The following is a 22,015-nucleotide window of genomic DNA, read 5'->3' as shown; positions in this document are numbered from 1 at the left end:
TATCTGTGAACACCCCCGAGCGCTGGAGCAACCATGAAGGCTCTTCAGTTTGTCGGTGACAATCGCGCGGCCGTCAGCGAGCTGGACATCCCGGACATCGCCGACGACGAGGTGCTGCTGGCCAGCCGACGGATCGGCATCTGCCACAGCGACATCGAGCTGCTCGCCGGCCGCTACATCATCCCCTTCCGCTTCCCGGTCATCCCCGGCCACGAGTGGTCGGCCGAGGTGGTCCGCACCGGGCGGGCCGTGAAGCACCTCGGCGTGGGCGCCCGCGTGGTGGGCGAGTGCGTGATCGGCACGGACCATTTCGGGTTCAGCATCAGCGGCGCCGCGGCCGAGTTCTTCGTGGCGAAGGAAAGCTGGCTGCACGAGCTGCCGGACAACCTCTCCTGGACCCAGGGCGCGCTGGTCGAGCCGTTCAGCTGCGGTTACTACGCGACCGTCCGCGCCGACGACGTGGACGCCTCCGACACCGTGCTGGTGCTCGGGGCCGGGCCGATCGGCCTGGGCATCGTGGCCGCCGCGGCTGGCAAGGGCGCGCGCGTCCTGGTGGCCGAGCCGAGCAGACCTCGTGCGGCGCTGGCCATCGCGATCGGCGCCGACGCCACCCTCGACCCGGTCGATCCCGGCTTCCTCGAGGAGGTGGCCGCGCTGACCGGCGGGGCGGGCGCCTCGGTGGTGTTCGAGGCCAGCGGCCGTCCCGAGGCGATGGCGATCGCGCTGGAGGCGGCCGCGTTCCGGGCCCGTCTGGTCTACGTGGGCATCGACGTCGGCTCGTCGGCGCCGGCCAAGCTCGGGCTGTTCCAGTCCAAGGAGCTGCAGGCGCGCGGCATCATCGGCTCGCCCGGCGTGTGGCCACGCACGTTGCGGTTCCTGGCGCGCAGCGGGGTGGATCTCGCGCCGCTGGTCACCTCGACCTATCCGCTGGCCAAGGCGGATGATGCGGTGGCCGCCGTGCTCGGCGACAAATCCCAGGTCAAGGTTCATCTGACGTCGTCCGCGACGCTGTAGAGCGGAGGCTGGGATGCGCGCTGCCGTCCTGCACGCGCCGGGCGACCTGCGGATCGAGGAGTACGCCGAGCCGGCCGCCGGGCCGGGCACGGTGGTGCTCGCGGTCGCGTACAACGGGTTGTGCGGCACCGACGTCACCGAATACACCAAGGGGCCGATGATGGTCCCGCTGACCACCCGGCATCCGGGCAGCGGCCACCTCGGCCCGACGATCCTGGGCCACGAGTTCGTCGGCGAGGTGGTGGACGCCGGTCCCGGGGCCGAGCGGTGGCGCGGACGTCTGGTGGCCAGCGGAGCCGGCGTCTCCTGCGGCATCTGCCCGCGGTGCCTGCGCGGCCGCACCAACCTGTGCGAGCGCTACTACACGCTCGGCTTGAGCACGCATGGCGCGCTGGCCGACTACGTCGCCGTGCCGGCGGCCACGCTGCGCGAGATCCCGGACGGGTGTGCCGGTCTCGACGCCGCGCTCGCCCAGCCCCTGGCCGTCGGGCTGCACGCGGTCGACCGTTCCGGCGTCCGGCCGGGTGACACGGTGGTACTGCTCGGGGCCGGCGCGATCGGGTCGTTCATCCTGGCCGGGCTGGCCGGGCACGACGGCCGGGTGATCGCGGTGGACGTGGATTCCGGCCGGCTGGCCGCCGCCGAGCGGCTCGGCGCGACCGAGACCCTGCTGGTGGATCCGGCGAATTCCGAGGATCCCGTACGCGACCTCGTGCCCCGGGGAGCGGACGTGGTCATCGAGAGCTCCGGCGTGCCGGGGGCTGCCCAGCGCGCCGCCCACCTCGTCGCCATGGGCGGCACCGTCCTGCTGGTCGGGCTGGTGCAGGCGCCGCAGAGTCTCGCGCTGGCCGATCTCGTGCTGCGCGAGGTGACCGTCCGCACCACCGTCGCGCACGTGTGCGACAGCGACCTGCCCCGCGCCCTGGAGCTGCTGCGCGCCCGCCCGCTCGCGGACGAGCTGGTCGGGCGCGTCGTGCCGCTGGAACGGGTGGTGAGCGAGGCCCTGGACCCGCTGGCCGCCGGCACGGTGTCCGGCAAGGTGCTGGTGAGCCCGTTCAGTGTCACTGGACGGCCGCCACATCGGGTTTGAGCAGGCAAGCTCAGATTCTTCAGCCCGCAGGTGTCAACCTATTGTGAACAGCGGGGCCAGTTTGTAAAGTCAGGCGCAACGTTCGACCCGTCAGCCGCAGTGGATCGAGGGGGGTCACATGACCAGTTCTTCCGACGCCACGGCGAATTCCCGCCGCACGATCTCCCGCGGCCTGGTCACCGTCCTCATCGCACTGGTCGGCCTGGCCGTCCTGGGGTGGCTGACCGCGCCCAGCAGCATGAGCCACGGCGCGCTGCTCGGCATGCTGCCGTTCGCGTCGGTGCTCGCGATCGCGGCGCTCGGCCAGACGCTGGTGGTCATGCAGGGCGGGATCGACCTCTCGATCGCCGGCACCATCTCGCTGACCGTCGTGATCATCACGCACGAGGCGTACGGCGACAACGCCCGGGTGCTCCCGGCGGCGGCGCTCGCGCTGGCCGCCGCGATCGCGGCCGGGCTGCTCAACGGCATTCTGGTCGGGCGTTTCGGGCTCAACGCGATCGTGGCCACGCTGGGCACCAACGCGCTGCTCTACGCGGCCGTGCTGGGGGTCTCCGGCGGAACGCCGCGGGAGACCACGAGCCTGATGGCCCGGGTCGCCGGCGGGAGCACGCTCGGCATCCCGAACGCTGTCTACTTCGCGGTCCTGGCCACCGCCATCACCACGGTCGTCATCAAGAAGACGGTGGCCGGGCGCCGGTTCGAGGCGGTCGGCGCCAGCGCGCTCGCGGCGTGGGCGAGCGGGCTCAAGGTGGACCGTTTCCGCGGCGGCGCCTACGTCGGCGCGACACTGCTCTACTGGCTGGCCGGCTTCCTGCTGGCCGGGATCGTCAACAAACCCACGGCGTACGAGGGCGACAGCTACGTCCTCGCGTCGGTGGCCGCCGTCGTGCTCGGCGGCACCTCCCTGCTCGGCGGTCGCGGCAGTCTCGTGGCGAGTGCCCTGGCCGCGCTCTTCCTGACCCAACTTCAGCAGTACGTGCTGGCGCGTGGCGACACGTACGCGGTGCAGACGCTCGTGCAGGCCGCGGCCCTCACGGTCGGCGTCGCGCTTTACACCATCAACTGGAAGCGCCTCCGATCGCGACATCGGAGCAGGGCGCTCCCGGCGTCGGCCTAGCCCGCGCCACCCCCGCCGATCTTCACCGGCACCCCCGATCTGAGATCTCCACGTCGTCTGCAAGGAGGGCGCGTTCCCATGTCAAAGTTCTCGTCCGGTCTACGGCTCACGGCCGCCGCCGGTGCCCTGATACTGCTGGCCTCCGCGTGCAGCAACGCCAACTCCAACTCGGACTCGGTCGGGAGCGAGGGCAAACCGCTCGCCGGCGCCCCGCCGTGGTGCGGGACCAAGAAGATCAGCCTCGGCCTCACCGACGGGTTCGGCGGCAACAGCTGGCGCCTGGTCACCACCGCGTCGGCCAAGGCCGAGGCGGCCAAGTGCCCGAGCGTGACGAGTTTCAGCTACGCCGACGGCCAGGGCAACGTGCAGAAGGCCATCTCCGACATCCAGGGCATGGTCGCCAAGGGCGTCAACGCGCTGGTGGTCTTCCCCGACGCCAGCAGCGCGGTGCTGCCGGCGCTGCGCAGCGCGTACAAGGCCGGTGTGGTGACCGTGCCGTACCGCGTGGACCCGGGCGGCAAGGCCGGCACCGACTACACCGAGTGGATCGGCGCCGACTTCGCGAACGACGGCAAGAACTGGGCGAACTGGATCGTCAAGAACCTGCCCAACGGCGGCAACGTGCTCTTCCTGTCCGGCCCGGCCGGTAACAGCCAGGGCCTCACCGAGCTCAAGGCGATGCGCGAGGTCCTCGACCCGACCGGCAAGTACAAGTTCATCGGGCAGCAGCCGTTCGAGGTGACGAACTGGGATCCGTCGCTGACCCAGCAGGTGCTATCGGCCGCCATCGCCAAATACCCGAAGATCGACGTGGTCGTCTCCGACTTCGGGCCGTCGCTCGTCGGCGCGCTGCCCGAGTTCGGCAAGAGCGGGCGCTCGATCCCGGCGCTGGTCACCTCCGACGGCAACGTCCTGTCCTGCTTCTACCAGGACAACAAGGCCAAGAACCCGGACTTCAAGATGTTCACCGTGGCCACCGGCAACGACAATGCCCGGCTCGCCATGCAGTGGGCCATCGCCAAGGCGACCGGCGGCACCGCGCCGCAGGACACCGAGTTCAAGGCGCCACCGTTCGAGGACTCGGTGACCGGCCAGCCGCACCAGGTGACCTGTGACCGCGGCCTGCCCGGCGACGTCTATCTCTCCGCCGAGCTGCCCGGTCCCGCGCAGGCCGCGCTGTTCAAGAAGTAGGCCGTCCCTTCGTCAGCAAAGGACCGATGGTGAACGAGCAGACCACGGTGGCGGTGGTGCCGGCGACGATGACGCTCACCGGCATCACCAAGAACTACGACGGGGTGGCGGCGCTGACCGGCGTCGACCTGACCATCCGGCCCGGTGAGGTGCACGCGTTGCTCGGCGAGAACGGCGCCGGCAAGTCCACGCTGATGGGCGTGGCGGCCGGCGCCGTGACGCCGGACGCCGGTTCGATAGCGGTCGGCGAGAACACCTACGACCACCTCACCCCGGCGCAGGCCCGCGCGCTGGGGATCGCGATCGTGCACCAGCACCCCGCGGTGATGCCGGACATGACGGTCGGCGAGAACATCCGGGTCGCCGTCCCGGCCGCCGTGCTGCGCCGCGACGGCGACGTCGAGAAGACGATGCGGGCCATGCTGGCCGACGTCGGGTGCGCCGCCCACCTGCAGGACCGGGTGGAGTCACTCAGCATCGCCCAGAAACACCTGCTCGAGCTGGCCAAGGCCCTGGTGGTCGAGCCGTCCCTGCTGATCCTGGACGAGCCGACCGCGCCGCTCGGTCCCGAGTCGGTCAATCTGCTGTTCGACCGGGTCCGGGCGGTGGCGGCCGGCGGGACGGCGGTCGTCTACATCACGCACCGGCTGGCCGAGGTCCGGGCGCTCGCCAACCGGGTCACCGTGCTCCGCGACGGCACGGTGCGCGGCGGCGGCGAGACCGCCGACATCTCCGACGACGAGCTGCTCGCCCTGATCGTCGGCCGCAAGCTCGACTCCACGTTCCCGCCGAAGGTCACCACCGACGACAAGGACGAGCCGGCGATCGTCGTCGAGGGGCTGTCCGGCCGCGGTTTCCACGACGTCTCGTTCACCGCCCGGCGCGGCGAGATCATCGGCATCTCCGGGATCGCCGGCAACGGGCAGAGCGCGCTGTTGCGGGCGCTGGCCGGGCTCGAGCCGTTCTCCGGGACGGTCGGGATCGGGCCGGAGGCGTACGGGTCGAAGCGGTTACGGCATCGATGCGGCTATCTGCCGGCCGACCGGCATCGCGAGGGCCTGATGATGTCGCTCTCGGTCCGGGAGAACGCGGCGCTGTCCGCGCTGCGGCTGTTCACCCGCGGGCCGCTGCTCAGCTCGCGGGACGAGGCCGAAGCGGTGGCCGGCCAGTTGCGGTCGCTGGCCGTGAAGACGCCGTCGCAGCAGACCATGATCTCCGCGTTGTCCGGCGGCAACCAGCAGAAGGTCGTGCTGGCCCGCGCGCTGCTGTCGGCGCCCGCGATCCTGGTCGCCGACGATCCCACGCAGGGCGTCGACGTGGGTGCCCGCTCGGAGATCTACCGCATCCTGCGGGAGATCGCGGCCGAGGGCGTCCCGGTGGTCATCGCCTCGTCCGACGCGAAAGAGCTGGAAGGGCTCTGCGACCGGGTGGTCGTGATGTCGCGCGGCGCGGTGGTGCAGACCGTCGAGGGCGACGCGATCACCGAGGAGGCGCTGATCCACGCCGCGGTGCGGGCCACCGGGCACCGTCGCGAGGAGGCCGCGGCCGGGCACGGTTCCACGCGGCTGCGCCGGTTCCTGCTCGGCGACTACGCACCGGTCATCATCCTGGCGCTGGTGATGCTCGGTCTCGGCGCGTACGTCTACGCCACCAACGACCGCTATCTGTCCGCGTTCAACATCACGTCTGTGATGACGTCCTGCGCCGCACTCGGCTTCATCGCGCTCGGCCAGACGGTCGCGTTGCTGGTCGGCGGCATCGACCTGTCCGTCGGACCACTGGCCGGCTTCATGGTCGTGGTCGGGTCGTTCTTCCTCAACGACGGCCGATCGGCGGCGGCCGCGGTTGTCGGGCTGCTGCTGATGCTCCTGACCGGGGCGGGCACCGGCGCCGTGAACGGCACGCTCATCCGGTACGCCAAATTCACCCCGGTCGCCGCCACGCTGGCCACGTACATCGCCTTGCAGGGCCTGAGTTTCCTGCTGCGCGACTCCCCCGGCGGCAACATCGGCAGCGGCGTCACCGGCGTCGTCACCACGCAGGTCGGACCGGTGCCGCTGAGCTTCGTGGTGATGGTGCTGGTGGCGGTCGCGCTCGAGTTCGGGCTGCGCCGCAGTCGTGTCGGGCTGCGGGTGCGCGCTGTCGGATCGAGCGAGGAGTCGGCACGCCGGGTCGCCGTCAAGGTCACGGGAACGGTGATCGGGGCGTACATGGCCTGTTCCGCCCTGGTCTTCCTCGGCGCGATCGTGCTGCTCGCCCAGCTCGGCATCGGCGATCCGGCGCAGGGCGTGGGGTACACGCTGAGCAGCATCACCGCGGTCATCCTGGGCGGCACCAGCCTCCTCGGCGGGCGCGGCACCTTCATCGGCACGCTGCTCGGCGCCGGCCTGATCGTCCAGGTACTCAACGCGACGGTGTTCCTCGACCTGACCCAGACGTGGCAGTACTTCTTCCAGGGCGCCCTGGTCGTGGTCGCCGCCGTCGTCTACAGCCGCGTCCGTGGCGCCGGCCGATCGCCGCTCTGACCCCCGAAACCGTCTCGAAAGGCTGAGGACCGTGCTGGCAGCTCGCTTCCACGACAAGGGCGACATCCGCCTGGAGACCGCCGACATCCCCGCGCCCAAGTCGCCCGACGAGGTGCTGGTCGAGGTGGCCTGGTGCGGCATCTGCGGCACCGACCTCCACGAATACCTGGTCGGGCCGATCGTCACGTCGGTGACCCCGCACCCGCTCACCGGGGTGACGCTGCCGCAGACGCTGGGCCACGAGTTCTCGGCCCGGGTCGTCGAGGCGGGACCGGAGGTGACCGGGGTGGCGGCCGGCGACCGGGTCGCGGTGATGCCGGCGATCGTCTGCGGGCGGTGCGCCTACTGCCGGCGCGGGCTCGGGCATCTGTGCGTGCGGTTCGCGTGCACCGGTCTCAGCGCCGAGACCGGCGGGCTCGCCCAGTACGCGGTGCTCAAGGACTACCAGGTCGCGAAGCTGCCGGACGCGGTCTCGGACGTCGAGGGTGCGGTTGTCGAGCCTGCCAGCGTGGCCGCGTACGGCGTCGACCGCGCCGGTGTGCACGGCGGAGACGTCGTGCTGGTGACCGGTGCCGGCCCGATCGGGGTGCTCTCCGCGCTGTACGCCAACGCGGTCGGGGCGGCCACCGTCGTCATCGCCGAGCCCAACCCCAACCGCGCCGCGCTGGCCCGCGACCTCGACGTCGGGCCGGTGCTCGACCCGACCGGCGCGGGCTTCGACGACGCGATCGCCGAGCTGACCGACGGGCTCGGCGTCGACGTCGTGGCCGAATGCTCCGGCTCGACGCCCGGTCTGGCCACCGCGCTGACCAGCGTGCGCAGCCGCGGCTCGATCGTGCAGACCGGGCTGCACACCCGGCCCGCCACCCTCGACGCGATGACGCTGTCGGCGAAGGACGTCACGCTGGTCGGCAGCTGGTGCTATCTGATCACCGACTGGCCGCGGATCATCCGGCTGATCGCATCCGGCAAGTACCCCGTGGCGCGGGCGGTCACCGCCCGTATCGCGCTGCCGGACGTCGTCACCAAAGGCTTCGACGTGCTCGTCGACCCGCGCGGCGACCAGCTGAAGGTCCTCGCCTCACCGACCCTGAACGCCTGAGGAGGCGTACCCGCATGGAGCTCACCGCCATCCACCACGCCGGCCTGGTCGTCACCGACCTCGATCGATCAATCTACTTCTATCACGACATTCTCGGCCTGCCGTTCGCCAACGAGCCCACGCCGTGGTTCGACGGGCCGGCGCTGGCCCGGGGTGTCGGCGTGCCGGACGCCAAGCTGCGCCAGGTGAGTCTGTGGGTCGGCGCGCATTCCACGATGGAGCTCATCGAGTACGCCAACCGCCCGGCGACGAGCACGGCGCCGATTCCCAACCACCACCTCGGCGCCGCCCACATCTGCTTCAAGGTGCCCGACATCCACGAGGCGAAGGCCGAGCTCGAGAAGAACGGCGTGACGTTCTACTCGGACGTCAACGTGGTCGACGACGGCCCGCTGGCCGGCTGGCGCTGGTGCTACTTCAGCGATCCGGACGGGCTCACCCTCGAACTCGTCGAGATCGCCTACTACCGCAAGGACGAACGCGAGGCCAACGCCGCGGAATACCTGCGCACGCGCCCCGCTCTCAGCCTGTTCACCGAGGAGTGACGACCATGGCAATCGCGACCTTCGGGACGACCGGGGTGGACTGGGAGAACCGGCTCGACATCGGCCGGCTGCGGCACGAGCGGGTCCGCAAGCTCAAGGCTGAGCTGGACCGGTCCGACCTGGGCGCGCTGCTGACCTTCGACTTCCACAACATCCGGTACATGACGTCGGCGCACATCGGCACCTGGGCAATGGACAAGCTGATCCGCTTCGCGCTGCTGCCGCGCGGCGGCGACCCGGTGCTGTGGGACTTCGGCTCGGCGGCACGCCACCACCAGCTCTACAGTCCGTGGCTGGACGAGCCGCACGCGGCGGCCGGGCGCGGTGAGCACTACGGATCGCGGGCCGGCATCTCCACGCTGCGCGGCGCCATCTCCCCCGGCGCGGGCCGCGCCGAGGACGTGGCGGCCAAGGTGGCCCGGGTGATGGCCGACTTCGGTCTCAGCGGGCAGCCGATCGGGGTCGACATCATCGAGCCCCCGGTGCTGGAAGCGTTGCAGCGCCTCGGTTTCCCGGTGGTCGACGGCCAGCAGCAGTTCCTGCAGGCGCGGCGGGTCAAGACGGCCGACGAGATCGGCCTGCTCACCCAGGCCGCGTCCATGGTGGACACCGCCTACGAGGAGCTGTATACGTTCCTGCGACCCGGGGTCCGCGAGAACGAGTGCGTGGGGCTGGTCAGCAAGACACTGTTCGACCTCGGCTCGGAACACGTCGAAGGGGTCAACGCGATCTCCGGCGAACGCTGCTCGCCGCATCCGCACATGTTCTCGGACCGCCTGATCCGCCCGGGCGACCCGGCGTTCTTCGACATCCTGCACAGCTACCAGGGCTACCGCACCTGCTACTACCGCACTTTCGCGGTGGGCAGCGCGTCGCCCGGCATGCGCGGCGCGTACAAGATCTGCCGGGAGCTCATCGACAACGCGATCAGCCTGGTCAAGCCCGGGGCGACGACGGCCGACATCGTCGCGGTGTGGCCCGACGCGACCGACTTCGGGTTCGCCGACGAGGAGGCGGCGTTTGGCCTGCAGTACGGCCACGGCGTCGGGCTGAGCATCTGGGAACGCCCGATCTTCAGCCGGCTCACGTCGATCGACAACCCGGAGACGTTGGAGCCCGGGCAGGTGTTCGCGCTGGAGACGTACTGGCCGGCGGCGGACGGCTGGGGCGCGGCCCGCATCGAGGAGGAGATCCTGGTGACCGAGTCGGGCTGCGAGGTGCTCACGAAGTTCCCGGCGGAAGAGTTGCTGATCGCCGGGCAGCGCTATTACACCGCCGGGGGCGTGCTGCCTTCGGTGCGGGAGAGCCAGTCGCACCTCAACACGCGGCCGGCCGAGGGAGGCATGGCGTGAGCGGCCACCTCGGCTACTCCACGCTCGTGCATCCGGGCGACACGTGGGACGAGATGCGGGCGAGCCTCGAGACGTACGCGCCGGCGGTGAAGGAGCGGGTGTCGCCGACCGAGCCGTACGGGGTGTCGTTGCGCCTGTCCGGTGCGTCGGCGCGGACGCTCGCGGCCGACCCCGCCGAGCGCGCGCGGCTGCGCGACTGGCTGGACCGGCGGGACATGTATGTGTTCACCGTCAACGCGTTCCCGTACGGGCCGTTCAAAGGGCACCGCGTGATGGAGGACGTCTACGAACCGGACTGGTCGAGCGAGACGCGTGTGGCGTACACGAATCAGGTCGCCGATGTGCTTGCCGACATCACCCCGTCGTCGATCTCGCCGTCGATCCAGAGCGCGCCGCTGGCGTTCCGCGCCAATGTGCACGGCGAGGACGACGTCGCGCGGATCACCGGCAACGTGCTGCGCACCGTGGCGCACCTCGCCGACCTCGAACGGCGGACCGGGCACCGGGTGAAGCTCGCGCTCGAACCGGAACCGTTCTGCCTGCTGGAGACCACCGCGGAGACCCTCGACTACTTCACGAACCACGTGTGGTCGGCCGAGGGCATCCGCACCCTGTGCGCGCTGACCGGGCTGCCCGCGAGCGAGGCTGCCGGGCTGGTACGCCGGCACCTCGGGGTCGTGTTCGACATCGGTCACCAGTCCGTCGAGTTCGAGGACATCGCGGGATCGCTGCGGTCGTTGCGCGACGCCGGCGTGCCCATCTTCAAGCTGCAGGCCGCCGCGGCGCTGCGCGTGCCGGAGGTGACCGAGGAGGTGGTGGCCGCGCTCGACGCGTTCACCGACACGATCTACCTCAGCCAGACCACCGAGTCGCGCGACGGCGAGCTGACCAAGATGCTCAACCTGAGCGACGCGATCGCCGCCTGGCGAAAGGATCCGGGCGGCGTGCGTGAGTGGCGCACCCACTTCCACGTGCCGATCTTCCTGGACGACCTGGGAGGGTTCGGCACGACGCGCGCCGGCATCGAGGACGCGCTGGCCCTGCACGCCGAGGTGCCGCTGTCCGACCACCTGGAGATCGAGACGTACACCTGGGACGTCCTGCCGGCCCATCTCAAGACCGGCGACATCACCGACTACGTCGTGCGGGAGTGGACCTGGCTGCGCAACCACCTGCCGCGTCAGCCGTAGATCAGTCGCAGAATGGCGTCGGTGAGGCCGTCGAGCAGTTCGTCGTCGGTGTAGGTGCCCGGGAGTGCGTAGAGCTCGGACAGCGTCATGACCCGCAGGCCGATGACCATCGAGGCGAGCTGCTCCGGGACGCCGCCGACGGTGCGGCCGGCGCGCGCATCGCGTCGGATGCGGTCGCACAGCGCCGAGCCGCTGCTGGTGATCAGCCGCTCCCGCACGCTCAAAATGTCCTGGCCCGGGTCGGGGGCGATGAACAGCTCACGTAACCAGCGGCCGTCGATGCGCCACCGGGCGAGCGATCGGGCCAGGCCCCGGCGCAGGGCGTCGCGGTTGGGCCCATCGGAGGCCAGCCACTCGGCCATCTCGTCGTCGGTCTCGCCGACCGCCTGGTCGCACAGAGCGGCGAGCAACGCCCGCTTGGACTCGAAGTAGAAGTAGAAGCTCGATCTGGTGATCCCGGCGGCGCCGGTGAGCTCGTCGATGGCGACCTCGCCGATCGGCTTCTCGCGGAACAAGGCGCGCGCCGCGTCGAGCAGGGCGCGCTCGCGCTGATCGCCCTTGGTGAGGCCCTGCCGCCGACTGGTGATGCTGCCTGCCATGACGCCGATTCTACGATAATCGACTGCCGTCGAGTGAAATCGACGTCACACGAATTTTATCGACACCGCGTTGAAAATAGTCGCCCCCGCGTCTACCTTCGAGTGGCTCGTTCAGCTCGAGGGGGAACCTGTGTCAAAACGCCTCGTCATACCGGTCGCGGCGTACGGCGTGCTTCTGGTCGCCGTCCTGCAGACCTTGGTCGTACCCGTCATCGGGGACATCCAGGCCGATCTTGGTGTCTCCGCCGCCGCCGCAAGCTGGGTGGTCACCGCGAACCTGCTGGGCGCCGCGGTCCTGACCCCGGTGCTCGGCCGGCTCGGCGATCTCCGGGGCCGGCGTCCCGTCATGATCGGAGTGATGATTCTCGTGATCATCGGCTCCATCCTTGCCGCCACCACCAGCAGCCTTTTCCTGCTCGTCCTCGCCCGCGTCCTGCAGGCGAGCAGTTTCGGGCTCTTCCCGCTGGGCATCGGCGTGCTGCGCGAAGAAGTGCCGCCGCACCGCCTGACCGGCGCCATGGCCGTGGTCAGCGGCATGCTCGCGGTCGGCTCGGGTCTCGGCCTGACCATCACCGGATTGCTCATGCGCGGCGACAGCCCGGACTATCACCAGCTCTTCTGGCTCTCCACCGGCCTCAGCGTCATCGCCCTGCTCGGACTCCTGACACTGCCACGGCGCGCCGCCGCCGCGACCGGACGCCTCGACTGGCTCGGCGCCGGCGTGCTCGGCCTCGGCCTGGTCCTGCTGGTCATGCCGCTGGAGCAGGGCAACGACTGGGGCTGGGGCTCAACCGCCGTCATCGGCAGCCTGATCGGCGCCGTCGTCGTGCTCGCGCTCTTCGTGCTCATGGAACGCCGCATCACCCAGCCCCTGGTCAGCACACGCATGCTCAGCCACCGGCCGATCGTGATCGCGCACGTGGCCGGACTGTCCACCGGCTTCGTCATGTTCGCCGTGTTCCTGGGCGTGTCCGCGCTGGTCCAGAGCCCGCCAGGCATTAGCGGCTACGGCTTCGGAGCGAGCGTCCTGGCCACGAGCGTGGTCTACCTGCTGCCCGCCACCGGCGGCGGCATCCTCACCGCACCGCTCGGCGGCATCCTGGTTTCCCGGTTCGGCTCCAAGGCCACCCTGGTGATCGCGACGCTGGTGTCGGCCGCGGGCTTCGTCCTGCTCGCCGCCGCGCACGCGACGACGTGGGAGGTGATCGTCGGCACGATCGCGGTCATGACCGGCGTGATGTTCAGTTACGCCGCGCTGCCCACCCTCGTCGTCCAGCATGTCGATCACGCCGAGACCGGCATCGCGAACAGCGTGAACTCTATTTTCCGCTCGGTGGGCATGAGCCTGGGCACGGCGTTCGTCGTCACCCTGCTGACCCGCAACGTGATCCCCGGCCTGAGTGTGCCGCTGCCGCAGGAGTCGCAGTTCCGGCTGATCTTCGTCGTCGGTGCCGCCGTCGCCGCCCTCACCGCCGGCATCGTGGCGTTCCTGATGCCCCGCAGCCGCTCGGCCAAGCTGACCCTGCCGCAGGTCGAGGAAGTGGAAGCACTCGCCGAGGCCGGTTTCGCAGTCCCGGACGACCTGGTCGCGCGGCCGAAAGCCGCGTAAAACCGGTCCGGCATCGCCGGCGCCGGCCCTACGTCCGGCTGGCGCCGGCGGCCGGGCCGGCCAGGCGCTGGGCGAACCACACCGGCACCACCGACAGCACGATCAGGACGGCGGCGACCACGTTCACCACCGGGGCCTGGTTCGGGCGGAACAGGTTGTTGAAAATCCAGATCGGCAGCGTCGTGATGCCCGGGCCCGCCGTGAAGGTCGTCACGATGATCTCGTCGAAGGACAGGGCGAACGCCAGCAGGCCGCCCGCCAGCAGCGCCGAGCGGATCATCGGGAACGTCACGAAGCGGAACGTCTGGCCGGGCGCGGCGCCGAGGTCGGCGGACGCCTCCTCCAACGACGTCCCGGTGCGCCGGAGCCGGGCCAGCACGTTGTTGTAGACCACGACGACGCAGAAGGTCGCATGCCCGACGATCACCGAGAACAACCCCTTGCCGAGGCCCAGCGGCTCGATCACCGAGCGCCACGCGCTGTCCAACGCGATCCCGGTGACGATGCCCGGCAACGCGATCGGCAGGATGATCAGCAACGACACCGTGTCGCGGCCGAAGAACTTGAAACGCTGCACGGCGAACGACACCATCGTGCCCAGCACCAGGGCGATCGCCGTGGCGCCGAGGCCGGCCTTCACCGACGTCCACAGTGCGTCGCGGGCGCCGCCGTTGTGCCAGGCCGCGGACCACCAGCGGGTGGTGAAATCGTGCGGCGGCCAGGCGAACGTGCGGTCGCCGTTGAACGAGTTGACCAGGATCAGCAGCAGCGGCACGTAGATGAAGAGCAGGCCCAGCGCCATGAACACGCGCAGGCCCCAGCGTGACCACGCGGACAGCGTCACAACTCCTCCAGGGCGCCCGAGCGACGGACCGCGACCAGGTAGATCACCATGATCAGGACGGGGATGACGGCCAGCGCGGCGGCGAACGGCAGGTTGTTGGCCGCGCCGATGTTGGCGTACACGAGGTTGCCGATCAGCTGGGTCTTGCCGCCGACGATCTGCACGGTGATGTAGTCACCGAGCGACAGGCTGAACGTGAAGATCGACCCGGCGAAGATCGACGGCACGAGGATCGGCAACACAATTGCCCTAAATGTCCGAGACCCTCGCGCGCCCAGATCGGCCGAGGCTTCCAGCAACGAGTCGGGCAGTCGCTCTAAACCGGCATAAATCGGCAAAATCATGTAAGGAAGCCATAGGTACGACAAGACAATGATGGTGGCGAACAACCCATAACCCGGCCCTCGCCCGGGACCCCCGAGGAGCCAATCGACCGGCCCGCCGTTGGCCAGCAACACCCGCCACGCGTACGCCTTGACCAGGTACGACGCCCACAGTGGAGTCAGGATGGCGATCACCAGCCAGTGCCGCGACCGGGGCGACGCCACTTTCGCCATGTACAACGCCATCGGCACCGCCAGCACGACGCAGATCACCGTCACCGCGGCCGCCACACCGACACTGCGCAGCGTCACGTTGCGGTACACGTCCTCGGTGAGGATGGTCCGGAAGTTCTGCAACGAGAACTCCCGCACCACCTCACCGGTGAACGTGTTGACCGCCCAGAACGCCGACACCAGCAGCACGGCGAGAGCGCCCAGGTAGGCGACGACCAGCCAGAGCAGTGGCGCGGACAGCAGGCCGGCGAGGCGTACGCCCGGATGCCGGTGAAGGAAAGAGCGCACCTTATCCCTTGATCGTCGTCCAGGCCTGGGTCCAGGCCGAGTAGTCCTTGCAGGTCACGTTCGTACGCCCGTCGAGGCACTGGGCGATCGGCGTGGTCCAGTACCAGACCTTCTGGTAGTACGCCTCGTCGTCCGCGTGGTACGTCGCGCAGAAGTTCTTGTCCGCGGTCTGCTGACAGGCCAGCTTGTTGGCCGGCGCCTCACCGAACCACTCCGCCACCGCCGCGTTCGACTTCGGGGAGATGATGTGGTTCATCCACATGTACGCGCAGTTCGGGTGCTTGGACTTCGACGAGATCATCCACGTGTCGGACCAGCCGGTCGCGCCCTCGTTCGGCAGGAACGCCTCGACCGGCGCCTTGTCGGCCTGTGCCAGGTTGGTGATGACCTGCCACGTGGTCCCGAGCACCGAGTTGCCGGCCTTGAACGCCTGCACCTCCTTGGTGTAGTCGGACCAGTACTCGCCGATCATCTTGTTCTGCGCGGTGAGCAGGTCGGTGGCCGCCTTGAACTGGGTGTCGTCCAGCGCGTACGGGTTCTTGATGCCCAGATCCGGCTGCGTCGTCATGAGATAGAGCGCCGCGTCCGCGATGTAGATCGGCGAGTCGTACGCGGTGATCTTGCCCTGGTACGGGGAGTTCGCGTCGAACACGGCGGCCCACGAGGTCGGCGCCGGCTTCACCACGTCGGTGCGGTACATCAGCAGGTTCGCGCCGCGGCCGTGCGGCACGCCGTAGGGCTGGCCGTCGACCGAGTTCCACTGCTTGTTCTTCAGCCCCTCGAAGACATCCTTGTAGTTCGGGATGAGATCGGTGTTCACCGGGGCGACGTCGCCGCCGTAGATGAGCCGCAGCGACGCGTCACCCGAGGCCGAGACCACGTCGTACTCGCCGGTCTTCATCAGCGACACCATCTCGTCCGAGGTGCCCGCGACCTTGGAGTTGACCTTGCAGCCGGTCTCCTTCTCGAAGTCCGACACCCAGTCGACCTTCGGATCGGTGGAGCCGTCCTCGACGTATCCGGCCCACGCGATGACGTTGACGGTGCCCTCGCCCGTGCCGAGCGTGGCCATCTTGTCGATCTTCGGGACGCTCAGGCCGCCTGGCCCGCTACCCGCCTCGTTGCCGGAATCGTTGCCGGAACATCCGGCCGCCAGAATGAGGACGCCCGCGGCCATGGCGGCCGCCAGCGCCTTTCCCTTATGCCGCATCAGCGTTCTCCTTTATCTCAACTACGTGCTCGTCCTGCCAAGACAGGCAGACCGATTGCCCGCGCAGCTCGCGCCGGTCGCGATCGACCACGACCATCCGCGCGCCCGCGTCCAGATCGACGACGTATCGCGTGACGGCACCGGCGTAGATCACCTCGGCCACCGTCCCGGGCACCCCGGACGTGCCCATGTGGACTTTCTCCGGGCGTACCGAAAAGGTGCCGTCACGGCCGATCAAAGCTTTCGCCGCCGCACCGCTGAGCAGGTTGGACGTGCCGACGAAGCTCGCCACGAACGCGGACGCCGGCCGTTCGTAGACCTCCTCGGGCGTACCCACCTGGTTGATCCGCCCTTGATCGAAGACCGCGACCCGGTCACTCATCGTCAGCGCCTCGGCCTGGTCGTGCGTCACGAAGACGAACGTGATGCCGACGTCGCGCTGGATCTCCTTGAGCTCGACCTGCATCTGCTCGCGCAACTTCGCGTCCAGCGCGCCCAGCGGCTCGTCGAGCAGCAGCACCCGGGGCCGGTTGACCAGCGCCCGCGCCAGGGCCACCCGCTGCCGCTGCCCGCCGGACATCGCGCTGGGCCGGCGTGTCTCGAAACCCTCCAGCCGCACCGATGCCAGCGCCCGCAACGCCCGCTCCCGGCGCTCGCGACGCGGCACCTTGCGCACCCGCAGCCCGTACTCGACGTTCTCCAGCACGCTCATGTGCGGAAACAGCGCGTAGTCCTGGAAGACCGTGTTGACGTCGCGCTCGAACGGCGGCAGCCGGGTGACGTCGCGGCCGCTCAGCGACACGGTCCCGGCGGTCGGCAGCTCGAAGCCGGCGATCATCCGCAGCACGGTGGTCTTGCCCGACCCGGACGGCCCGAGCATCGAGAAGAACTCGCCGTCCGCGATCTCCAGGTCGATCCCGGCCACGGCCTCGACCGAGCCGAAGCTCTTGCGCAACCCGGAAAGCCGAATCGCCGGCGTCTCGCTCATGGCATCACCATCACGTTCTTCTCGGCGGTCATTTCCCGTACGCCGGTGGGCCGCCGATCCGGCGGTGCGCAGGGGACGTCGTTGATCAGCACGGTGTCGAACCGGAGTTCGCGGGCCGCGCGCACCGCGGTCGCCAGCCCGGAGGTGAAGATCCCGGCGGCCGTCCCGCTCCCGGCCAGCGCGACCGCCTCGTCCAGGTCGGCGTACGGCGTCGCGGTGACCACCGGACCCCGCACGTCACCCGGCGGGCCCTCGATCACAGCGGGTGCGAGCAGGGACGGCCCGCGTCGCTTGCCCCCGGTCACCTCGGCGCCGTTGCGGCGGGCCGCGGCGATCTCCTCCTCCACCGCGTCCGCGTCGGCCGGCGAGATCAGCGGCCCCACCATCGTCGCCGCGTCCAGCGGGTCGCCGACCTGCAGCTCGCAGATGGCCTCGCAGAGCCGCTCGACGGACCGGTCGTAGACGGACCGATGCACCAGTACGCGGCCGGTGGCCCGGAACGCGCCCTTCTTGAGCGCCTCGATCACCCGGTCGAGCTCGGCGTCGGGTTCCAGAATGAGGGCCGCCTTCATGTCCGGATCGATCAGGACGCGCGCGTCCGGCGCCCGCTCCCGGATCTCGCGGCCCACCTCGGCGCCGCCCGCGAAGGCGATCAGCGCGGGCACCGGATGAGCGACGAGAGCGTGCCCGGCGTCGGCGCCCCGGCCGGTGACCACGGAGATCCAATCGGCCGGAAGCCCCGCCTCGACCAGCAGGTCGACGAACCGGATCGCGGACACCGGCGTCGCCTCGGCGGGTTTGAGGACCAGCGGGCACCCGGCCGCGATCGCCGGGGCCACCTGCCGGGCCACGAATTCGAGCGGGCCGTGGCTCGGGGTCAGGGCCGCCACCACGCCGATCGGGCGGTGCAGGACGAACCCGACCCCGGCGGTGTCGTCGATCGCGTCCGAGAACATCCGGCGGCACTCGACGGCGGCCGCTCTGGTGGCCTTCGCGGCCCGCGTCGTCTCCGCACGGGCGTACCGGATGGGGGTGCCCGACTCCCGGGCGATCGTGACCGCGAACTCCTCGGTCCGCTCGGTGAGCAGCACGGCGGCGGCCTCGAGGACCTCGGCGCGGCGCTGCCGGGGAAAGTCGGCCCGCGCCAGCGTCGCCGCGGCGGCCGCCACCGCCTCGGCGACGTGGGTGGCGGACAGTGCCGGCACCCGGGCGACGGCGCTGCCGTCGTACGGGCTGAGCACATCCGTCCACAGGTCGGCGCTCGCCGGTCGGCCCCCGATCCGGGGAGTGAGCTGCATCACGTGGCCTCCCGGTGTTGCCGTCACGGTAGATCGCTTCCTTGATCGAGGTAAATGGATGGATGCACAGTACTTACGCTGGTGCGTTGTGCCGCCGTACAGTCCGTGGATGACGCTGCGATTGGCCGACGTGCTCGCCGATCCGGATCTGAGCCTGCGCCTGGCCGACGGCGACCCGGCCGCGCTGCAGCAGCCGGTGCGCTGGTGCGCGGTCACCGAGCTGGCCGATCCGCGTCCGTTCCTCAGCGGCGGCGAGCTGGTGCTGACCACCGGGCTGAGCCAGACCTGCCCGTCCGCGCAGCGCGACTTCGTGTCCCGGGTCGCGTCCTCCGGCGTGGCCGGGCTCGGCTTCGGCACCGGGCTGAGCCACGCCCGCATCCCGCCGGAGACCCTCGACGAGGCCCGCGCTCGGCGCCTTCCGGTTCTGGAGATCCCGTACGAGACGCCGTTCATCGCGGTCGACCGTTTCGTCGCGGACCGGGTGCTGGAGGAGCAGTACGGCCGGTTCGCGGACCTGCTGGACGAGCACGACACGCTGGCCCGGGCGCTGCTGTCCGGGCAGGGGCTCGGTGCGCTGGTCACCGCCCTGCACCAGATCGTCGGGGCGCCGGCCATGGTGCTCTCGGTGTACGGACAGGTGCTCGCGACGGCACCGTCTCGGGCCGCGTGGCCGGTCGAGCAGATCCTGTTCGCCGCGCGGCATCGGTCACCCGCGGCGATCCCGGTGTGTGTGCCGGTGTGCGTGGAGGACGTCGTGGTGGCGTACCTCTGCTGCCGCCAGCCGCGCTCGTCGGCCGACGTCCTGCCGTACGCGGTGTCGCTGGTCGGTTTGGAGATGGCGCGGCGGCAGGCGGAGCTCGCCGGTCAGCGCCGGCTGGCCGGGCAGGTCCTGGAGGATCTGGTGCGCGGCACGATCGGCGCGCCCGAGGCCTCGCGGCGGCTGTCCCCGTTCGGGATCCGCGACGAGGACGAGCACGCGCTGCTGGTCGCGACGGTCGAGGCGGCCGACCTGCGCAAGCGCCTGGTGACGAGCCCGCCGCTGTCCGGCGCGACGACGGCGCTGCTGGAGGACTGCCTGATCGCGGTGCTGGAGCCGGGTCAGTCGGCGCGTGAGGCGGCCCGGTTGCTGGAGGCGTACCTGGCGCGGCTGGGCAGCGACGTGCGGGTCGGGGTGGGCGGCTGGTACGCCGGGATGACCGGGTTGCGGTGGAGCTATTACGAGGCGTACGAGGCGATGAGCCGCGGCCCGGGGGTGAACGACCGCGAGCAGATGAGCCTGTCGGGTCTGCTGCTGGCCAGCGACGACGTGCCGTTGCGCGACCTGGCCCGGGATCTGCTGCGTCCGCTCTGCGAGTTCGACGCCGCGCACGCGGGTTCGCTGGTGGCGACGCTACGGGCCTATCTGGACGCGGACGGCTCGGTGGCGGCGGTGGCGGACCGGTTGATCGTGCACCGCAACACGGTCCGCTATCGGGTCGAGCAGATCGAGAGGCTGACCGGGCGCTCCCTGAGCCGCACCGCCGACCGCGTCCAGCTGTGGCTGGCGGTGGCCGCCGCCCGCCTGGACGGATGACATCTTTAGTCGACCGTCTGCGCCGCGCCGCGCGATTGCAGGAGACGCCAGAGACGCGTCTGGTCCTGCTCGGTCAGCGCGCCGGTCGGGATGCCCAGCATCTTTCGCCAACCCTGGTGGACGATCATCTGGCCGCGCCGGCGTTGGACGCCCGTCACCGCGGACCATGGTGTCGTCACGGTCGAGAAGCCGGCGGTGATCGTGATGCCGGTTCGATCGACTCGGTAGGCCCGGGTCATGCCCCACCACGGTGATCGTGCTGATCGAGAACGGACCAGGGGCAAGGCTCGCCAGTGCGGAGATCCGTAAGTCCTAAGCCGAATCAGTGGCCGTAGGCGAATCAGTGGCCGTAGGTGATCAGCGATCTGATCGCCGTCCGTCCGCCAGTCCCCGCCGCCCGTCTCGCATATCCGACATTTCCCGAGATTTGTTGAATCGGCCCGGCCGCCGGACAGGCGGGCCCGGCGCGCGGCCGCGCGGTGCTTCCATTCCGTGAGACGGGCGACCGCCTGCTGAGACCCGCGCCCGCATCATGGACCCACCGTCCGCGATGTGAGACTAAAGTCCATTGTGGAGAATATTTTTGTCATGTAACGCGGCTTTCGCCCGGCGGATTGTTCCGGCCGAAGGTGAACCTTGGAGAGTTATGGCTCGTATGTGGGCGCAACTCTCCAAGGTTCACAAAAATCCATGATGTGACCGCGGTGTCCACATAGCGGGACCGCCCCGCCGCTAACGGATCACCGCAGCGCCTCAGCTCTGGCGCCGCCGGCACACCGCGACCAGGTCACTCACCGCCTACCACCACGGTTAGCACTTACTCGATAAGGTATGGCGTTGTAAGGCGTGACTGCGTGGAGCGGTCGCATGAGGCGGTCGAGGCTCGCGGCTCGGTGGCAGGTGAGAGTGAGCTGCGGTGGCGGGTGGCGCGGCGCGTGGTGGCTGACTGGCAGGCCGAGCACGGCGTCTTCGCGGCTGCGGAGCTCGCGGCGGCGAGGGCGGAGATGGACGGCGCCGATGCCGAGGCGTGGGCGAAGCGGGGCTAGAGGGGCTGGCCCTGGTGGACCCAGTCGATCAGGGCGGGGGTGGCCAAGGTGCGGACGCGGTCGCGGTAACGCTGCTGGTCGGGCTCGTCGAGCAGGGCGCGCCACTGGCCGCTCGTGCCGCTGCGGAAGAAGCGGGTGCGGTCCAGCCAGATGTCGCGCTCGGGGACCAAGTTGTCGATGTGGGTGCGCATCTCGCTGAAGGTCGCGGCCTTGATCAGGCCGGGCCACCGGGCGGCGGGGACCTGGATGCCCAGGCGGTCGGCCACCAGGCGCATCGTGCCGGGCAGGTCGTCGAGCATCTGCTGATAGTGCAGGAGCAGCACGTTCGGACGGTCGCGCACCTCCCACGCGGTGCTCAGGTGGTGCATCATCGACGCCAGGCCGGTTGCCTCGGGTGGGTTGTTCGCCCAGCGCCAGAAGCGTTCGCGCGGCAGCGCCGGCAGGGCGGGAAACGTGCCGCGGCCGGGCATCGCGGCCATGTTGAGGTTGGCCTGGTGGTTGATGTAGGAGACGCCGGCGTCCCGGGGGTCGCGCCCGACCGTGATGTAGGTGACCCGGTCGTCGTCGGGGAGGCCGTCCAGCGCGCTGTGGGTCTTCATGAAACGGCGGGTCTGCTGCGCCTCCAGGGCCTCCGCCATGTCGTCCTCGTCGCGGAGCAGGAAATCCGGCCAGATCGACAATTCGTCCAGCATCGCGGGCAATTCCGGGGACTGGAATATCAGCAGCGCGCAAATGGTCTGCATCCACGTCGTGCCGCATTTCTGCGGTGTCGAAATGATGATGTCGCCGGGGCGTAGCGCGACCGAATCCCAGCGGGCACTGTCCGCGAAGGTGGTGCGGTAACGGGCCGGCGGTTTTCGCATGGCCGCGAGGT

The 22,015-nt window shown here is 70.0% G+C and carries 20 protein-coding genes; 12 read left to right on the top strand and 8 right to left on the bottom strand.

Translation table 11 applies throughout. The features are described 5' to 3' along the window. The first annotated feature begins 33 nt into the window (after positions 1-33). From HH310_RS35330 to eboE, 9 genes are all read left to right on the top strand, one after another. Positions 34-1,014, top strand: a complete 981-nt coding sequence (locus HH310_RS35330) for a zinc-binding dehydrogenase (protein ID WP_169180083.1) — start codon at positions 34-36, stop codon at positions 1,012-1,014. 13 nt (positions 1,015-1,027) lie between these two features. Continuing rightward, positions 1,028-2,104 (top strand): zinc-binding dehydrogenase, encoded by a 1,077-nt coding sequence (locus tag HH310_RS35325; RefSeq protein ID WP_169180082.1) that lies wholly within the window; start codon positions 1,028-1,030, stop codon positions 2,102-2,104. Between the two features lie 118 nt (positions 2,105-2,222). Further along, positions 2,223-3,224 (top strand): ABC transporter permease, encoded by a 1,002-nt coding sequence (locus tag HH310_RS35320; protein ID WP_169180081.1) that lies wholly within the window; start codon positions 2,223-2,225, stop codon positions 3,222-3,224. Between the two features lie 78 nt (positions 3,225-3,302). Further along, positions 3,303-4,415 (top strand): substrate-binding domain-containing protein, encoded by a 1,113-nt coding sequence (locus tag HH310_RS35315; RefSeq protein ID WP_169180080.1) that lies wholly within the window; start codon positions 3,303-3,305, stop codon positions 4,413-4,415. A gap of 26 nt (positions 4,416-4,441) precedes the next feature. Further along, positions 4,442-6,940: an ATP-binding cassette domain-containing protein gene (locus HH310_RS35310; RefSeq protein WP_169180079.1), complete on the top strand. Its 2,499-nt coding sequence runs from the start codon at positions 4,442-4,444 to the stop codon at positions 6,938-6,940. A 31-nt stretch (positions 6,941-6,971) separates the two neighbouring features. After that, positions 6,972-8,042, top strand: coding sequence for a 2,3-butanediol dehydrogenase (locus tag HH310_RS35305; RefSeq protein WP_169180078.1), 1,071 nt, complete (start codon positions 6,972-6,974; stop codon positions 8,040-8,042). A gap of 14 nt (positions 8,043-8,056) precedes the next feature. After that, entirely contained in the window at positions 8,057-8,587 is a 531-nt protein-coding gene (locus HH310_RS35300) for a VOC family protein (protein WP_169180077.1), read from the top strand. A 5-nt stretch (positions 8,588-8,592) separates the two neighbouring features. Beyond that, positions 8,593-9,939 carry a Xaa-Pro peptidase family protein gene (locus HH310_RS35295; RefSeq protein ID WP_169180076.1) on the top strand — a complete coding sequence of 449 codons (1,347 nt, stop codon included), beginning with the start codon at positions 8,593-8,595 and terminating at the stop codon, positions 9,937-9,939. Continuing rightward, entirely contained in the window at positions 9,936-11,129 is a 1,194-nt protein-coding gene (gene eboE / locus HH310_RS35290) for a metabolite traffic protein EboE (RefSeq protein WP_312034535.1), read from the top strand. Before HH310_RS35295 ends, eboE begins: the two co-directional genes overlap by 4 nt. Here eboE and HH310_RS35285 read toward each other — a convergent pair. Next, positions 11,120-11,728, bottom strand: a complete 609-nt coding sequence (locus tag HH310_RS35285) for a TetR/AcrR family transcriptional regulator (protein ID WP_169180075.1) — start codon at positions 11,726-11,728, stop codon at positions 11,120-11,122. The genes eboE and HH310_RS35285 overlap by 10 nt on opposite strands. Before the next feature lie 130 nt (positions 11,729-11,858). Between HH310_RS35285 and HH310_RS35280 the strand changes: the two genes are divergently transcribed. After that, complete coding sequence (locus HH310_RS35280) at positions 11,859-13,337, top strand: MFS transporter (protein WP_169180074.1); 1,479 nt, start codon at positions 11,859-11,861, stop codon at positions 13,335-13,337. 28 nt (positions 13,338-13,365) lie between these two features. On the opposite strand, the gene HH310_RS35275 is transcribed toward HH310_RS35280, so the two are convergent. Genes HH310_RS35275 through HH310_RS35255 form a run of 5 tightly spaced genes read right to left on the bottom strand, consistent with a single transcriptional unit; the run spans position 13,366 to position 18,522 of the window. Further along, positions 13,366-14,181: an ABC transporter permease gene (locus HH310_RS35275; protein ID WP_169180073.1), complete on the bottom strand. Its 816-nt coding sequence runs from the start codon at positions 14,179-14,181 to the stop codon at positions 13,366-13,368. Further along, on the bottom strand, positions 14,178-15,026 hold the full coding sequence (locus tag HH310_RS35270) for an ABC transporter permease (protein ID WP_169180072.1): 849 nt from the start codon (positions 15,024-15,026) through the stop codon (positions 14,178-14,180). The genes HH310_RS35275 and HH310_RS35270 overlap by 4 nt, the downstream gene beginning before the upstream one ends. A gap of 1 nt (position 15,027) precedes the next feature. Next, positions 15,028-16,236, bottom strand: a complete 1,209-nt coding sequence (locus tag HH310_RS35265) for an ABC transporter substrate-binding protein (protein ID WP_169180071.1) — start codon at positions 16,234-16,236, stop codon at positions 15,028-15,030. After that, complete coding sequence (locus tag HH310_RS35260; protein WP_169180070.1) at positions 16,226-17,224, bottom strand: ABC transporter ATP-binding protein; 999 nt, start codon at positions 17,222-17,224, stop codon at positions 16,226-16,228. The genes HH310_RS35265 and HH310_RS35260 overlap by 11 nt, the downstream gene beginning before the upstream one ends. Continuing rightward, positions 17,221-18,522 (bottom strand): aldehyde dehydrogenase family protein, encoded by a 1,302-nt coding sequence (locus HH310_RS35255; protein ID WP_169180106.1) that lies wholly within the window; start codon positions 18,520-18,522, stop codon positions 17,221-17,223. Before HH310_RS35255 ends, HH310_RS35260 begins: the two co-directional genes overlap by 4 nt. A gap of 109 nt (positions 18,523-18,631) precedes the next feature. On the opposite strand from HH310_RS35255, the gene HH310_RS35250 reads away from it, so the two are divergent. Beyond that, a complete protein-coding gene (locus tag HH310_RS35250; protein ID WP_169180069.1) occupies positions 18,632-20,095 on the top strand; it encodes a PucR family transcriptional regulator in 1,464 nt (487 codons plus the stop codon). Between the two features lie 5 nt (positions 20,096-20,100). Here the strand turns inward: HH310_RS35250 and HH310_RS35245 are convergent, their stop codons facing one another. Beyond that, the gene (locus tag HH310_RS35245; RefSeq protein WP_169180068.1) at positions 20,101-20,334 is read right to left on the bottom strand and encodes a PH domain-containing protein; all 234 of its coding nucleotides are present in this window, start codon (positions 20,332-20,334) and stop codon (positions 20,101-20,103) included. Positions 20,335-20,949: 615 nt separating this feature from the next. Between HH310_RS35245 and HH310_RS35240 the strand changes: the two genes are divergently transcribed. Continuing rightward, positions 20,950-21,141, top strand: a complete 192-nt coding sequence (locus tag HH310_RS35240; protein ID WP_169180067.1) for a hypothetical protein — start codon at positions 20,950-20,952, stop codon at positions 21,139-21,141. On the opposite strand, the gene HH310_RS35235 is transcribed toward HH310_RS35240, so the two are convergent. Beyond that, positions 21,138-22,004 (bottom strand): sulfotransferase domain-containing protein, encoded by an 867-nt coding sequence (locus tag HH310_RS35235; RefSeq protein ID WP_169180066.1) that lies wholly within the window; start codon positions 22,002-22,004, stop codon positions 21,138-21,140. The genes HH310_RS35240 and HH310_RS35235 overlap by 4 nt on opposite strands. Positions 22,005-22,015 lie beyond the last annotated feature (11 nt).

Source organism: Actinoplanes sp. TBRC 11911 (assembly GCF_012933445.1).
GTDB lineage: Bacteria > Actinomycetota > Actinomycetes > Mycobacteriales > Micromonosporaceae > Actinoplanes.
The sequence above is the reverse complement of the archived record's forward strand: the minus strand, read 5'-3'. Positions and strand labels throughout refer to the sequence as shown.